The sequence below is a fragment of the Allobosea psychrotolerans genome (assembly GCF_002917105.1).
Classification (GTDB): Bacteria; Pseudomonadota; Alphaproteobacteria; order Rhizobiales; family Beijerinckiaceae; genus Allobosea; species Allobosea psychrotolerans.
Window position 1 is genome coordinate 69,565 of the sequence record NZ_PQFZ01000010.1, and the last position, 15,312, is coordinate 84,876.

The window sequence follows — 15,312 nt, forward strand, 5'->3', positions numbered from 1 at the left end:
TCCGAGTTCGCCAGTGTCAGAGCCTTCTCGAGCGAAGCGGATGCCGGTTCGCGTGAAGAAAACGCGTTGGAACGAAAATCTAGAACCAGGTTTTCATCAGAAAAGCTCCCGTCGCCTCGAACAGGCCAAGGCGCGCATGTTCGAGATGCATGAGATGCGTGCCCTCAGTGATTTTGACGTCGCGTGTCTCGGCCGCGCCCAGCCGCCCGCGCAACCAGAGCGCATCATCGTCCGTGCACAGGCCGTCCCAGGCGCCCCGCACGATCAGCGTCGGCGCCAGAATTTGTACGGGCTCATAGGCAAGGCTTCCGGCCCAGGCTGCCTTGATGTCGGCGGCTGGTCCGGCTGGAATCCGGACGGCGGGAACGGGCTGCCTGGCCGCCGCCCCTGGATCGCTTGCGAGGTAGGCCGGAGCCCAGGAGGCCAGCCCGGGTTCGATCAACACCGCGGGATGGCCTGCGGGCACATCCTCGACGAAGCGCGCGAGTTGCTGGGCGATCGAAACCAGCTGCCAGCCTTCGGGGCTTTCGCCCGTCGCCACGCGCTGTCCTTCTCGCTGCGCAATCGGCCCAAAGAAGACCAGACGTTCGATGGTCCCGGGTTGGAGCGATGCATGCAGCCCGGCCACGATCGTGCCCCAGGAATGCGCGATCAACGACAGCCTGGAACGGCCTGTGACCAGCCTGACATGGGCCAGAACCCGCGCGAGCTGCAGCTCCGCATCGCATGCGCGGCCATAGGGCGGGCTCTCGGATGCGGCGTGTTCGAAGACAAGTGGGCGGTCCGAGCCGCCGAAACCGGCAAAATCGAAGGCCCAGACGTCAAACCCGCGGGCCGCAAGATCGTCCATCCAGGACAGGCCGCCGAAGCGATAAGCCACCGAAAGCGCCGATGGAAATGTCGCGCCATGGACATAGACCAGGCTCGGTCCGGTCCCGGCGATGCGGCGCAGGAGCAAGGTCGGCTCGCCATCCCGCCCACTCAGATATGTAACGTCTCCAGCCGTTTCCGGTCCGCATACAGTGATGTGATTCACGATTGTCTTCCGTCTCGTCAGTCAGACGGAAGCATGCATCCGTGCGTCGGACAGGTCGCGCGCAATCACTTCGGCCTGCGCCGAAGCATCGGCGCCAAACCCTTAGCCCGCCTCCAGCACCAGCTCGAAGGTCATCAGCACCGGGTTGTCGCCACGCGTCAGGCGGCCCTGCGCCATCGCCCCGGTGTAGTCGACCAGCGCCACGTCGATTTCCGACATCATGCGCTGCCCCTCGCTCCAGACCCGGCCGGATTTGATCGCGATCTCGGTGGCGAAGTTCTCGACTACCCGGCCATCCTCGAAGCGCGCCCCGATCGTCGAGCCGACACCGCCATGGATCGTCGCGCGCCTGACGCCGTGCTCGGCACAGAACGCCTCCAGCGCACCGGCAAGGTCGATATTCGGGCGCACGCGCAAGGCGAAGAAGCGCCCCTCCCGCGTCGCGCCCAGCAGGGGCACGGTCGTGGGGCCGAACAGCTTGAAATTGGTCTCGGCATCGACATAGGCCGCAAAACCTGCGCCATCGATGCCGACGGCCGGGAGCGTGATCGCCTCGGCCACCAGTGTCTCGTCGGGCAGGATATGGCCGCCGCTACGCTTGCCGCCCGCTTCCTGCCAGAGCGCATGGCAATGGAAGAAGGGCGCGCCGTCACGCAGGCCAAAGGTCAGAGCGCCGGTCTCGATCCGAGCGACGCCCGGCGGCCGGAAGATCTCGCTGTAGAAGGCCGCGTGCTCCGGCGTCTGCGACAAGGCCGGCATGACATAGGTGAAGGAGGACAGGGCCGCGCCGTCGATCCGCGCGACGCCAGAGGTGAAGCCCGCCGCGGCAAAGCTGCGCCGCACCGCCTCCAGCAAGGGCAAGCCGGGTTGCAGCGTCATCTCGAAACGCAAACCATGGCTTTCAGCCCATTCGACGCGCTCGGGCGCCGCGGGACCGGGCTGCTCGATGCGCCTCATGACCTCGTCCTCCAAGGAAAATCTGGGCGCATCATGGCGGGATCGCGGTCGGGCACAAAGCGGTCATGCGGATCGAACACGGAGCCGAACGGCAAAACCGGCACGTACTGGCAGGGCAATGGCAACCTCGTTTCAGCGTGGCGGCGGAACCGACGGCCCCGCCAGATGTTTTCGCTCAGTCCCTTCCCGGCCGGTTCGACCTGGAAAGGCCATCAACGATCACGAGAGGATAACCTGATGGATAGACGCTCATTTATCCTGAGCCTGATTGGCGGGGCGGCGGCCGCCAGCGCCGGCGCTGTCGCGATGGCGCAAGCCGCGCCGGTGATGCTCGCTCCGGAGCCCGTGGACGCAAAGCCGGCCGAGCCGCAAGCGGCCCGATCGCTCGACGATGCCGACGCCGAGTTCAGCCGCTATCACCGGCGTTATCATCGCAGGCACTATCGTCGGCATTACCGCCGTCACCGCCGCTACTACCGCCGCTGATCGGCGCCAGCGCGTTCCCGGGCTCCTTGGCGACCTTGCTTCGGTCGTCATGGGGCCTGTTCGCTGGCTGAAGCCATCCATAGCTGCGGCCGTCACGAGCGCAGCCAGTCCAATTCGCCCCGCGCCTCGAGTTCGTCCTTGACCAGGCGCTTGGGCACCTTGCCATAACCCGATTTCGGCAAGGCCTCCCAGAAGAAGAAGCGCTTGGGCATCTTGTAGCGGGCGATCTTCGCGGCGAGATACTCCACCATTTCGGCCTCGGTCGCGCTTGCACCTGCGCGCGCCACGCAGACCGCAACGCCGATCTCGCCCCAGACCGGATCAGGCAGGCCGAGCACCGCGACCTCCGCGATCGCCGGATGGGTCAGGATCTTCTCCTCGATCTCGCGCGGATAGATGTTCGAACCGCCGGAGATGTACATGTCGGAGGCGCGGCCGGTGATGTAGACAAAACCCTGCTCGTCCATATGGCCGAGATCGCCGGTGCGGAACCAGCCGTCGCGGAAGGATTTCGCGTTGGCTTCCGGATTGTCGTAATAGCCGGCAAAGACTGCGGGTCCGATCACGCAGATCTCGCCCTGCACGCCCGGCGCAACTGCATTGCCGGCATCGTCCTGGATCTGGACCTCCATGCCGCTGCGCTCGTAGCCGCAGGTGCCGATGCGCGCATCGGGACCGTCCTGCTCTTCATGCAGGGCCGGCGGCAGCACCGTGATGTTGCCGGTGACCTCACCCAGCCCGAAATACTGCACCAGCACCTTGCCGAGCTTGGCGAGCGCGGCCTTCTGGTCCTTGCGATACATCGGCGCCCCCGCATAGATGATGTGGCGCAGGCTGGAATGGTCGTGCTGGTCGACGGCCGGATGCTCGACCAGCATCTTCAGGATGGTCGGCACGGTGAAGATGTTGGTGATCTTGTACCGCTCGATCAGGCGATAGGCCTCGTCGATGTCGAAGCGCTCGGTCGGCAGCAGGATCGTCGCCGCGCCGCGCGAGGACAGCACAAGCTGGTGCACGCCTGCCCCATGCGAGAGCGGGGCGACGACGAGCGAAGCGTCGGCCTCGGTCGAGCCCGGCACCAGATCGGCGAGATGGTTCGTCACGACGAAGCCCATCTGGCCATGGGTCAGCACAGCCGCCTTCGAGCGGCCGGTCGTGCCGGACGTGAAGAAGAACCAGCACGGATCGTCATGCTCGACCGCGGTATTGGCGACCTGCTCGCCGAGATGGAGCGCGATCACCTCGCCGATCTCGGCCTCGCCGAACTCGCCCGGCCCGATCCGCCAGATGAAGGCTGGCGCCGGATCCGAGGCCGCAACAGCCGCCGCATGGGCGGGAAAATCGCCATGGCAGATGAAGGCCTTGGCGCCCGAGGAGGTGCCGAGATAGCCGACCTCGTCGGGCAGCAGGCGGAAATTCGTCGGCACCCAGACAGCGCCCAGGCGGAAAGCGGCGAACATCGAGACGAACATCGCGTCGCAATTCTTGGAATGGACCAGGATGCGGTCGCCCTTGCCGATGCCGCGCTGGCGAAGGCCGGCAGCCAAGGCCGAGACCTGCGCATCGATCTCGCCCCAGCTCCATGTCCGTTCGCCCCAGATGAAGCCGGCCCGCTCCCCGAAACGGCGGGCATTCTGCGTCGCGAGATGGGCCAGGTTCATCACACGTTTTGACATGGGAACAACGCCGCCCTTGGGCGCGATGCCGGTTTTCAGCGCGGTCTCGGTCATGCTGCGCTCTCCTTGTCGCGGCGGATCGTCATGGTTCATCTCCGTTCACCGGCGCGACGGCGCAGCGGCACGGGTGCGCCCGGCTGTGCCAGCTGGGATTCGTCCTGGATGCGGAATTCGCGCAGCCTGGCCTCGAGCCTGGCGACCTCGTCGCGCAGCAATTGCGCGAGGAAGGCTTCGCGGTCCGGCTGCATCCGGCTCTCGATCGCGGCCAGCGAGAGGCAGGCATCGGCCCGTCCCTGCGCATCGCGCACGACCATCGCCATGCCCCAGGAGCCGGGAAAGAGCAGCCCGCGATTCATCGCATAGCCGCGCTCGCGCGCCTCCGCGACGAGTTCGTCCACGATCGCCCGCGACAGCATCGGGTAGCGCAGCGGAAATTGCGCGGCATTGGCCGCCATCGCCTGCTCGATACCTTCATCGTCGAGCGCGGCCAAAAGCGCGATGCCGCCGACGCCGGCCCCGAGCAGATGCCTGTCGCTGGGGGCGAGCACATGCGAGCGGATCGGATAATCGCCGTCCTCGCGTTGCAGGCAGACGACCGTCCAGTCCCGCCTGACCTGCAGGAAGGCGGCATCTCCCGTCGCCTGCGCCAGACGCACGACGCCCTCCTGCGCAAGCCGATGGATTCCGAAACGATCCGCTGCAATGGTGCCAAGGATGAAGGATTCAGGCCCGAGGAAATAGCGCCGTGTCGCCGCCTCCTGCTCGATCAGCCCGGCCTCGATCAACGCCACCAGGATGCGGCGGCATGTCGGCTTCTGCAGCCGCGAGCCGTCGACGAGTTCGCTCAGGCTGGCGCCGCGCGTGCGGCTCGATGCGACCAGCCGCAACAAGGCAGCCGCCCTCCCGATGCTTTGCGCACCGGTCGGTTCGGAGCTGGCCTCCCGCACAGCAAGATTTGGACGATCCATATCGTGGACCCTTTTGACGTCCTTATTGCGTTGACAACTCTTTCATCGCTTGTATTTCGTCAAGGATAAAGAATACTGGCTTCGAGCGATCCACGATATGGAACGCTTCGAGCAGGCTGGCGGCCAAGGGGTCGAGGCCTAGGGTTACGCGGCCTTCCGAAACCGGAGCGAAGGCTGTCGCTGCGATTACAGCTCTCGCGCGGGCAAACCCGCGGAGAGTCCGGCCTGAAGACTTGGGAGGATACCAGATGACGAAATTGACACGCCGCAGCTTTGCCGCCGGCACGGGCGCTCTCGCCGTGACCGGCTTTTCCATCGGCCGGGCCCGGGCGGCCGAATTCACCTATAAATTCGCCAACAACCTGGCGCTGACGCACCCGCTCAACAAGCGCGCGCAGGAAGCCGCCAGCAAGATCAAGGAAGAGACCGGCGGCCGCTTCGAGTTGCAGATCTTCCCCTCGAGCCAGCTCGGCTCCGACACCGACACGCTCGGCCAGATCCGCTCCGGCGCGGTCGATTTCTTCACCCTCTCGGGGCTGATCCTTTCGACCCTGGTGCCGGCCGCCGCGATCAACGGCGTCGGCTTCGCCTTCAAGGACTATGACACGGTCTGGAAGGCGATGGACGGCAAGCTGGGCGACTATGTCCGCGCCGAGATCGCCAAGAGCCGTTCGATCTTCGCGATGGAGAAGATCTGGGACAACGGCTTCCGCCAGACCACGAGCTCGGGCAAGCCGATCGTCACCCCGGCCGATCTGAACAACCTCAAGATCCGCGTCCCGCCTGCTCCGCTCTGGACCTCCATGTACAAGGGCTTCGGCGCGGCCCCGACGACGATCAACTTCAACGAGGTCTACAGCGCCCTGCAGTCGAAGATCGTCGACGCGCAGGAAAACCCGCTCGCGATCATCGAGACGGCCAAGCTCTATGAGGTCCAGAGCTTCTGCTCGCTGACCAACCATATGTGGGACGGCTTCTGGCTCCTGGCCAACAAGGCGAACTGGGACGCCCTGCCCAAGGACATCCAAACCATCGTCGCCAAGCACCTCAACGCAGCCGGCATCGCCGAGCGCGCCGACGTCGCGGCGCTGACGGTGAACCTGCAGGCCGAATTGTCCGCCAAGGGCATGAAGTTCAACACGGTCGACGCCGCTCTCTTCCGCGACAAGCTCAAGAGCGCCGGTTTCTACAAGGAATGGGAAGCCAAGTTCGGCAAGGAAGCCTGGGCGACCCTCGAGGCCGCCGTCGGCTCGCTGAGCTGATCGCCGCACCATGGACACCGTGTCCGAATTCGCGACGCCGCCCGCGACAGCGGCGGCGCCACGCCGGCCGCTTGCCGCGAAGATCGACCGCGTCCTCGGCGTCATCGTCGAGATCCCCGCGGCGATCCTCGTGGTCGCAGAAGTGGTCGTGCTGTTTTCGGGCATTGTCGCCCGCTATCTCCTGCACACGCCGCTGACCTGGTCGGACGAACTCGCCTCGACCCTGTTCCTCTGGCTCGCCATGCTTGGCGCCGTCGTCGCGCTCCGGCGCGGCGAGCATATGCGCATGACCGCGCTGGTCTCGCGTTGCACGCCGGAATGGCGCAACTTCTTCGACGCGCTGGGCGTGGCGGCCGGCCTCGGCTTCCTGCTCCTGATCATCGGCCCCGCCTTCCGCTGGGCCGAGGAAGAGGCCTTCATCACCACCCCGGCGATGGAAATCTCCAATGTCTGGCGCGCGGCCGCCTTCCCCGTCGGCGTCGGGCTGATGATCGCCTTTTCGCTGCTGCGCCTGACCATGCGCTCGGGCGTACCGCAGGCTTTGCTGGCGCTGGCTTTGGTCGCTCTCGCGGTCGCCGGCTTCTGGTGGCTCGGCCCCATGCTCAAGACGCTGGGCAACCTCAACCTGATCATCTTCTTCGTCGGCGTCGTCGGGTTTTGCGTCTTCTCCGGCGTGCCGATCGTCTTCTCCTTCGCGCTCGCAACCTTCGGCTATCTCGCATTGACCACGCGCGTGCCGACGATGACGCTGGTCGGGCGCATGGACGAAGGCATGAGCCATCTCATCCTGCTCGCCGTACCGCTCTTCGTCTTCCTCGGCCTGCTCATCGAGATGTGCGGCATGGCCAAGGCGATGGTGCGCTTCCTGGCGAGCCTGCTCGGCCATGTCCGCGGCGGCCTCTCCTATGTGCTGATCGGCGCGATGTACCTCGTCTCCGGCATTTCGGGCTCCAAGGCGGCCGACATGGCCGCGGTCGCGCCGGCCTTGTTTCCAGAGATGAAGGCGCGCGGCGCCAAGCCCGGCGACCTCGTCGCCCTGCTCTCGGCCACGGGCGCGCAGACCGAGACCATCCCGCCTTCGATCGTGCTGATCACCATCGGCTCCGTGACGGGCGTCTCGATCGCGGCGCTGTTCACCGGCGGCCTGCTGCCCGGCGTCGTCCTGGCGATCGGGCTCTGCTTCGTCGTGGCGCGGCGCTATCGCCATGACGATCTCAGCCATGTCGTAAAGGCGAAATGGCCCGAAATCGGCAAGACCTTCATCATCGCGCTGCCGGCCCTGGCATTGCCCTTCCTGATCCGCGCCGCCGTCGTCGAGGGCGTTTCCACCGCCACCGAGGTCTCGACCATCGGCATCGTCTATTCGCTGATCATCGGGCTTCTGGTCTACCGCCAGTTCGACTGGTCCCGCCTCGGGCAGATCCTGATCGACACCGCCTCGCTCTCCGGCGCCATCCTGATCATCATCGGGGCGGCGTCCGCCATGGCCTGGGGCCTGACGCAATCGGGCTTCTCCCGGACGCTGGTCGAGATCATGACCCATCTGCCCGGCGGCGCGATCGGCTTCATGGCCGTATCGATCCTTGCCTTCATCATCCTGGGCAGCGTGCTCGAAGGCATCCCCGCCATCGTTCTGTTCGGCCCGCTCCTGTTCCCGATCGCCAAGCTCGTCGGCATCCACGAGGTGCACTATGCCATGGTCGTGGTGCTCGCCATGGGGCTCGGCCTGTTCGCGCCGCCCTTCGGCGTCGGCTATTACGCGGCCTGCGCCATCGGCAAGGTCAATCCCGACGAAGGCATCGGCCCGATCTGGGGCTATATGCTGGCGCTGCTGATCGGCCTGATCATCGTTGCGGCGGTGCCCTGGTTCTCGATCGGGTTCCTGTGATGGCCGACCGTCTGAAGAGCAAGATCGCCATCGTCTTCGGCGCCGGCTCGTCGGGGCCGGGCTGGGGCAACGGCAAGGCCGCGGCCGTCGCCTTCGCCCGCGAGGGCGCCCGCGTCGCCTGCATCGACGTCAGCCAGGCCGCCGCCGACGAGACCGCCGGCATCATCGCCGGGGAAGGCGGCGTCGCCATTGCGCTTGCCGCCGATGTGACGCAGCAGGGCTCGATCGACGCAGCCGTCACTGCGACCATGACCCGTTTCGGCCGCATCGACATCCTGCACAACAATGTCGGCGTCACCCATATGGGCGGCCCGGTCGAACTTAGCGAAGAGCAGTTCAAGGCGGCGGTCGACCTCAATCTCGGCCCGGTCTTCCGCTGCTCCAAGGCGGTGATCCCACATATGCTGAAGGCAGGCGGCGGCGCGATCGTCAACATTTCCTCGCTCGCGGCGATCCGTTGGACCGGCTACCCATATTTCGCCTATTACGCGACCAAGGCGGCGGTGAACCAAGCGACGCTCGGCCTCGCCATGCAATATGCAAGGCAAGGCATCCGCGCCAATTGCATCATGCCCGGCATGATCGACACGCCATTGATCTACAAGCAGATTTCCGGCCAATACGCCTCGGTCGAGGAGATGGTCGCGGCCCGCAACGCCGCCGTGCCGCTCGGCAAGATGGGCACCGCCTGGGATATCGCCAACGCGGCCGTCTTCCTCGCTTCCGACGAAGCCCAGTTCATCACCGGCGTCTGCCTGCCGGTCGATGGCGGCCAGAGCTGTGCCGTAGCCCCGCTGGGCTAGAGCGTTTTCAAGCGTAGTGGGACCGATTCGCGTGAAGAAAACGCATCGAGACAAAGAGCTTAGAGCTGTTGAACGATCCAATTGGGTCGTTCAACCGCTCTAAGCATCCTCTCGGGCGGCTGGCCTGCATCTTGCTGCCGGGAATCCATGCAAACCGACATCGCCATCGGCACGATCACGCCCTCGGGCAACCGCACGGTCGAGCGCGTGACGCAAGCGATCTGCGCCACGCTGCAAGGCGTGACGCCCCTGTTCACGCGCATCCCCGTCTTCGGCAACACCAGCCCCGACCAGGCCGCGGCCAACCCCTATGACTGGCCGGCGATGCTGCAGGCGGCGGACTTGCTGAGCCATGCCGAGCCCGCCGCGATCTGCTGGAACGGCTCGAAGGGCGGAGATTACGGCTTCGACATCGACGAACGGCTTTGCGCCGACATCGCCGCGCGGACCGGACTGCCCGCAGTGACCTCGGCCTTGGCGACGCTCACTTTGCTGCGACGGCTAGATGCACAGCGCATCGCGCTGATCACGCCCTACACCGCCGCCGCCCACGCCCGAGGCATCGCCAATTTCACCGCCAAGGGCTTCGCCGTCGTCGCCGAGCGCCATGCCGGCCTGAGCGACAATCTCTCCTATGGCGCGGTGCCGCCAGTCGAGATCGCCGCGATGGCGCGGGCGGCCGTGGCGGAGGGCTCTGCCGAGGCGATCGTCATCTTCTGCACCAATTTCAACGGCGCTCCCGTCGCAGCCATGCTCGAGGCGCAGACCGGTTTGCCCGTGATCGATTCGGCCGCAGCCGGCTCCTGGGCCGCGCTCAGGGCAGCCGGCGTCGAGACGAGCCGGGCCGTCGCAAGTTGGGGCCGAATTTTCAGCCTCTGACCACCGGGAACAGCCAGCTCCCTGACATTTCACGCCCGCCTCCGATCCAGGCAATCGACGCATAAGAAACATGCTTGACTGTTTGCAAAAGGAGTCGCAGCTTTCGATCGTCCTGTGGGGTCGAGGCTTGGCGTGAGCGGAACCGGTAAAAGACGATCCCAAAAGGAACGCAGCGCGGAAACCTCGACGCGGCTGATGAACGCGACGATCGACCTGCTGCATGATCGGGGCCTCGCCCGCACCACCACCCCGGAGATCGCCCGCCAGGCCGGTGTCTCACGCGGCGCGCTGACGCATCATTTCACCACCCGCGAGGCGATCATCAGCGTCTCCGTCGCGGACATGCTCAGCCAGACCACGCGCGACCTGCACCGCTTCGCCGAGGATTTCATCGCCCGCGGCGGCTCCAGCGACGAGATCGTCGACTATATCTGGCAGATGATGGACGATCGGCTGTTCTACGTGACGATGGAGTATCTGCCCGAAGCCCGGCACAATCCCGACTTCAGAGCCGAACTCATCCCCACAGTGCGCGATTTCCACGCCGGTCTCGATGCGATCTGGACGGCGCTTGCGGCCCGCACCGGCGTCGACCCCGATCACACCCGCATCGTCATGAACGCGACGATGTGCCTCGTCCGCGGCATGATCAGCCAGACGGTGCTGCGCCCCAACGATCCCGCCTATTATCAGGAGATGCTGGCCTTCTGGAAGCAGCAGGTCCGCCAGCAATTCCCGATCGAGGCCGCTTCCTCGCAGGAGTCCAGGCGCAAGGCGGGCACACGATGACGGCTGCCCTGACCATCGACGGGCTGAAGCTCGACTTCTATGGCGTGCATGTGCTGCGCGGCGTCGACTTCACCGTTCCCGCCGGCTCCTTCACCGGGCTGATCGGCCCCAATGGCGCCGGCAAATCGACCTTGTTCAACGCCGTCTCCGGGCTCTACCGCCCCAAGGCCGGCTCGGTCCGGCTCGGCCAAGCCGAGACCACCGGCCTGCCCCCTGAAAAGCTCGTTGCGGCCGGGCTGGTGCGCTCATTCCAGCTTGCGCGCGGCTTTCCCAAGCTCAGCGTCTTCCAGCACCTGATGCTCTATGGCGCCGGGCAGCCTGGCGAGAACCTGCTGGCGGCGATGCTGCGCTCGGCTGCAGCGCGGCGACGGGAGCAGGAGCTCACCGAGCGCGCTTTCGGCATCGCGCGGCGGCTCAAGCTCGACCATGTGCTGGACAATCCGGTGACGGCGCTCTCGGGCGGGCAGAAGAAGCTGGTCGAGATCGGGCGCGCCTTGATGGCGGACCCCAAGATCCTGCTGCTCGACGAGCCGATGGCCGGCGTCAATCCGAGCCTCACCGAACAGATCGCCGATCACCTCGTCGCGCTGAACCGGGACGGGCTGACCATCTGCCTGATCGAGCATGACATGGCGCTGATCAAGCGGCTCTGCGCGCCCGTCATCGTGATGGCCGAGGGCAAGACCCTGACGCAAGGCAGCTTCGACGAGGTCGCCTCCGACATCCGCGTGCAGGAAGCCTATCTCGGGAGGCGGCATTGAGCATGGCGCAGGGCGACCTGGCGAAGGACGGCCTGCTCGCCGTCGATGGGGTCGTCGCCGGCTATGGCGCGGCCGAACAGATCCTGAAGGGATGCTCGCTGCGGGTCGGAGCCGGCGAGATCGTCTCGATCATCGGCCCCAATGGAGCCGGCAAGTCGACGCTGCTGAAAACGATCGCCGGGCTGGTCTCTGCGCGCGAGGGCGCGATCGTCCTGAACGGAGCCGACGTAACCGGCGAGGGCGCGCTCGGCCGCGCCAGGCACGGCATCGGCTTCGTGCCGCAGGAGCGCAATGTCTTTGGCGCGATGACGGTTGCCGAGAACCTCGAGATCAGCGGCTTCCAGGAGCCCGGCAAGATGCGCGAGCGCAGCGAGGAACTTTATGCCCGCTACCCGATGCTGGCGGGCAAGAGGCGCGCGCTCGCCCGCACGCTCTCGGGCGGCCAGCGCCAGATCCTCGCCATGGCGATGGGCCTGATGAATGCGCCCGCCCTGCTCCTGCTCGACGAGCCGACGGCCGGCCTCTCGCCCAAGGCCGCCGAGGAGCTGTTCGAGGCGATCGTGGCGCTGAACAAGGGCGGCCTGCCGATCCTGATGGTCGAGCAGCATGCGCTCGAAGCCCTCGAGATCTCGACGCGCGGCTATGTCCTCGTCTCCGGGCGCAACAGCCGCGAGGGCTCAGGCCCCGCACTCGCCGCCGACCCAGAAATCCGCCGCCTCTTCCTCGGCGGCTGATCACGATGCCGACCTGATCCAAGCCGACCGACCAAGAAACCAGCAATCATAACAGGGGATGACCATGACCGAATTCCTGACCGACCGCCGCACGCTGCTCGGCGGCGCTGCCGCGCTTGCCGGCCTCTCCGCCTTGCCGAAGCTCGCTTTGGCGCAAGGTGCACCGATCAGGATCGGCACGCTGACGCCACTGACCGGTTCGGGCGGCCCCTATGGTCCGCTGATGGTCAAGGCCGTGAAGGCGGTTATCGACGAGGTCAACGCCGCCGGCGGCGTGCTGGGACGCAAGGTCGAGCTCGTCTCGGAAGACGACCAGACCAATCCGGAAGCCGGCGTGCGCGCCGCGCGCAAGCTGATCGACGTCGACAAGGTCTCGGCGATCCTGGGCACCTGGGCTTCCTCGGTGACGACCGCCGTCGCCCCGCTCTGCTGGGAATCGAAGACCTTCCTCTGCACCACCTCCGGCGCGGATTCGATCACCGCCCTGCCGCATCAGGGCTATCTGATCCGCACCCAGCCGACGACGACGCTGCAGGGTCGCAAATTCGGCGAGTTCGCGATCGCCCAGGGCGCCAAGCGCGTCTTCTTCCTCTCGCCGCAGACGCCCTTCGCCAAGAGCCAGTTCGACAACATCACCGAGGCCGTGAAGAAGGCCGGCGGCGAGACCGCCTCCCTGATCTATGACGACAAGAAGCCGGCCTACCGCACCGAGATCGACGAGGTGCTGCGCTTCAAGCCCGACGCCATCGTCTTCGGCGGCTACACCCCCGACACCGCCGTGATGCTGAAGGATCTCTACCGGGCCGATTTCAAGGGCCTGAAGATCGCCTTCGGCTATTCGGTCAACCAGAAGCTGATCGAGAGCGTCCCCGCCGAGGTCGTCGACAAGACCTTCATGATCTCGCCCTCGCCGGCCGAAGGCTCCAAGGCCTATGAGAAGCTGGTGAAGCTCATCGGCGTCGCCTCACCCGATCCCTACACCACCCAGATCTATGACCACATCAACCTCGTGCTAATGGCGATCGCGATCGCGGGCGACGCTTCGGGCAGCGCGATCAAGGACAATATCCGCAAGGTCAGCCAGGCTCCCGGCGGCGCCAAGATCGATAATGCCGTCGACGGGCTGAAGGCGATCGCCGCCAAGCAGGCGGTCGATTATGACGGCGCCAGCGGCCCCTGCGACTTCACCGAGATCGGCGACATCAGCGACTCCAAGTTCCGCTACGAGCAGGTCCAGTCCGGCAAGATCGCCCTGGTCAAGATCGCCTGATCGGGACCCGGCTCAGTGACCCTCCTCCTCCAGGCGCTCATCAACGGGCTGATGACCGGGGCGCTGATCGCCGTTCCGGCGATCGGCTTCTCCGCGATCTTCGCGGTGCTGCGCTATCCGAACTTCGCCATCGCCTCCTACGCCACCATCGGCGCCTTCGCCGCCTGGTGGGCCAATGCGGTGGCGGGGCTGCCCATCATACCGGCGCTCGCCATCGCCTTTGCGGTGACGGGCGTGGTCGGCGTCGTGGCGGAGGAGACCTCGCTGAAGCGCCTGCGCGACAATGGCGCGCTGATCGTGGCCATCGCCTCGATCGCGCTCAACCTCGTGCTCGAGAACATCGTCCGCTTCATCTTCGGCAACGACATGAAGGGCTATGACTTGCCGCTGGCGCGCGACCTGCGCTTCGGCGAATTGCGCATCGGCCCGCAGCAGCTCCAGAGCCTTGCCCTCTCCGTCGTGATCATGGCGGCGATGTTCCTGTTCCTGCGCTACACCCGCTTCGGCAAGGCGATGCGCGCAGTCGCCGACAACCCCGATCTCGCCCGCCTGAAGGGCATCGACCCGGCCAGGATCGCGATCGTCACGGTCTTTCTCGGTGCCGGACTGTCTGGCGTCGGCGGCGTGCTGATCGGGCTCGACACCTCGATCGACCCGCTCACCGGCTACCGCGTGTTGCTCTCGGTCTTCGCCGCCGCCGTGCTCGGCGGGCTCGGCTCGATTCCCGGAGCGGTGGTCGGCGCGCTCGCGCTCGGCATCGCCGAGGAGCTCGCCTTGATCGCGGTGCCGGCGACCTATCGCACCGCCGTCGGGTTTGTGGCGATCCTGATCATGCTGACCTTCCGCCCGCGCGGCATCCTGGGCGAAAGGGCGGCCTGATGCTGTCTTATGTCATCTTCACCCTGACGCTCTGCGGCATCTACGCCCTGCTCGCGCTCAGCCTCAACCTGATCTGGGGCGGGGTCGGCCTCGTCAATCTCGGCCTCGCCGGCTTCTTCGCGGTCGGCGCCTACGCCTCCGCGATCGCGACGGGAGCCGGTGCGCCCGTCCTGATCGGCTGGGGAGCTGCGCTCGTGGTCGGCGCGGTCGTCGGCCTCGTCGTCACCTTCGCCACCTTGCGCCTGCGCGACGACTATCTCGCCATCGTGACGCTGGGCTTCGCCGAGGTCATCCGCCTCGTCGCGCTGAACGAGCGCTGGCTGACTAAGGGTTCGGACGGCATCTCCGGCATCAAGGCGCCGCTCAAGGCCGAACTCGGCCTGCAGGGTTTCAGCATCTTCTATCTCGGCCTCGTCACGCTGATCGTGCTCGTGGTCTGGGCGCTGCTGCGGCGGCTCGATCTCTCCCCTTACGGACGCACCATGAAGGCGATCCGCGAGGATCAGCAGCTCGCCGCCTTCGCCGGCAAGACCGTGCTGCGCTTCAAGCTCCAGGCCTTCGCGCTCTCGGCCGCGATCGCTGCGCTGTCGGGCGCGCTCTACGCGCATTTCCAATCCTATATCTCACCGGACCATTTCCAGCCACTGATCACGATCTACATCTTCCTCGCCGTCACCGCCGGCGGCGTCGGCCGTCCCAGCGGAGCGGTGCTTGGCGCCTATCTCGTCGTGATCTTCCTGGAAGCAACGCGCTTCGCCACGGAATGGCTGCCCGGCCTCCAGCCCGTCCAGATCGCCGCCATGCGCGAGATGATGATCGGCGTCGCGCTGATCCTCGTGCTGCATCTACGCCCGCAAGGCATCATGCCCGAGCGAATTCCCAAGGCTCCTCGCCAACCCACGCCCAGCGCCTGAAAGCAGCCCA

General features: G+C 66.1%; 15 protein-coding genes. 11 read left to right on the forward strand and 4 right to left on the reverse strand.

Annotated features, from left to right (window positions below; translation table 11 throughout):
* Nucleotides 1-79: 79 nt before the first annotated feature.
* Together CYD53_RS17425 and CYD53_RS17430 are read right to left on the reverse strand one after the other, a co-directional pair.
* Nucleotides 80-958, reverse strand: a complete 879-nt coding sequence (locus CYD53_RS17425) for an alpha/beta hydrolase (protein WP_181011918.1) — start codon at nucleotides 956-958, stop codon at nucleotides 80-82.
* A 180-nt stretch (nucleotides 959-1,138) separates the two neighbouring features.
* Nucleotides 1,139-1,993 carry a PCC domain-containing protein gene (locus CYD53_RS17430; RefSeq protein ID WP_103719351.1) on the reverse strand — a complete coding sequence of 285 codons (855 nt, stop codon included), beginning with the start codon at nucleotides 1,991-1,993 and terminating at the stop codon, nucleotides 1,139-1,141.
* Between the two features lie 237 nt (nucleotides 1,994-2,230).
* Here CYD53_RS17430 and CYD53_RS17435 point away from each other — a divergent pair, with 237 nt between their 5' ends.
* On the forward strand, nucleotides 2,231-2,479 hold the full coding sequence (locus tag CYD53_RS17435; RefSeq protein WP_103719352.1) for a twin-arginine translocation (Tat): 249 nt from the start codon (nucleotides 2,231-2,233) through the stop codon (nucleotides 2,477-2,479).
* A 92-nt stretch (nucleotides 2,480-2,571) separates the two neighbouring features.
* On the opposite strand, the gene CYD53_RS17440 is transcribed toward CYD53_RS17435, so the two are convergent.
* Nucleotides 2,572-4,209: an acyl-CoA synthetase gene (locus tag CYD53_RS17440; RefSeq protein ID WP_103719353.1), complete on the reverse strand. Its 1,638-nt coding sequence runs from the start codon at nucleotides 4,207-4,209 to the stop codon at nucleotides 2,572-2,574.
* Between the two features lie 35 nt (nucleotides 4,210-4,244).
* Nucleotides 4,245-5,123, reverse strand: coding sequence for an IclR family transcriptional regulator (locus CYD53_RS17445; RefSeq protein WP_103719354.1), 879 nt, complete (start codon nucleotides 5,121-5,123; stop codon nucleotides 4,245-4,247).
* Nucleotides 5,124-5,371: 248 nt separating this feature from the next.
* On the opposite strand from CYD53_RS17445, the gene CYD53_RS17450 reads away from it, so the two are divergent.
* The 10 genes from CYD53_RS17450 (at nucleotide 5,372) to CYD53_RS17495 (ending at nucleotide 15,302) form a co-directional block, all read left to right on the forward strand.
* Entirely contained in the window at nucleotides 5,372-6,385 is a 1,014-nt protein-coding gene (locus CYD53_RS17450; RefSeq protein ID WP_103719355.1) for a TRAP transporter substrate-binding protein, read from the forward strand.
* Between the two features lie 10 nt (nucleotides 6,386-6,395).
* The gene (locus tag CYD53_RS17455) at nucleotides 6,396-8,273 is read left to right on the forward strand and encodes a TRAP transporter large permease (RefSeq protein ID WP_103719356.1); all 1,878 of its coding nucleotides are present in this window, start codon (nucleotides 6,396-6,398) and stop codon (nucleotides 8,271-8,273) included.
* Nucleotides 8,273-9,076: an SDR family NAD(P)-dependent oxidoreductase gene (locus CYD53_RS17460; protein WP_103719357.1), complete on the forward strand. Its 804-nt coding sequence runs from the start codon at nucleotides 8,273-8,275 to the stop codon at nucleotides 9,074-9,076. The genes CYD53_RS17455 and CYD53_RS17460 overlap by 1 nt, the downstream gene beginning before the upstream one ends.
* 147 nt (nucleotides 9,077-9,223) lie before the next feature.
* Complete coding sequence (locus CYD53_RS17465) at nucleotides 9,224-9,955, forward strand: maleate cis-trans isomerase family protein (protein ID WP_103719358.1); 732 nt, start codon at nucleotides 9,224-9,226, stop codon at nucleotides 9,953-9,955.
* A gap of 195 nt (nucleotides 9,956-10,150) precedes the next feature.
* Nucleotides 10,151-10,744, forward strand: a complete 594-nt coding sequence (locus tag CYD53_RS17470) for a TetR/AcrR family transcriptional regulator (RefSeq protein WP_103719359.1) — start codon at nucleotides 10,151-10,153, stop codon at nucleotides 10,742-10,744.
* Complete coding sequence (locus CYD53_RS17475; protein WP_103719360.1) at nucleotides 10,741-11,505, forward strand: ABC transporter ATP-binding protein; 765 nt, start codon at nucleotides 10,741-10,743, stop codon at nucleotides 11,503-11,505. Before CYD53_RS17470 ends, CYD53_RS17475 begins: the two co-directional genes overlap by 4 nt.
* A 2-nt stretch (nucleotides 11,506-11,507) precedes the next feature.
* Complete coding sequence (locus CYD53_RS17480) at nucleotides 11,508-12,239, forward strand: ABC transporter ATP-binding protein (protein WP_245928292.1); 732 nt, start codon at nucleotides 11,508-11,510, stop codon at nucleotides 12,237-12,239.
* A gap of 64 nt (nucleotides 12,240-12,303) precedes the next feature.
* Entirely contained in the window at nucleotides 12,304-13,509 is a 1,206-nt protein-coding gene (locus CYD53_RS17485) for an ABC transporter substrate-binding protein (protein ID WP_103719479.1), read from the forward strand.
* Nucleotides 13,510-13,524: 15 nt separating this feature from the next.
* A complete protein-coding gene (locus CYD53_RS17490) occupies nucleotides 13,525-14,388 on the forward strand; it encodes a branched-chain amino acid ABC transporter permease (RefSeq protein WP_245928293.1) in 864 nt (287 codons plus the stop codon).
* Entirely contained in the window at nucleotides 14,388-15,302 is a 915-nt protein-coding gene (locus tag CYD53_RS17495; protein WP_103719361.1) for a branched-chain amino acid ABC transporter permease, read from the forward strand. The genes CYD53_RS17490 and CYD53_RS17495 overlap by 1 nt, the downstream gene beginning before the upstream one ends.
* Nucleotides 15,303-15,312: the final 10 nt, after the last annotated feature.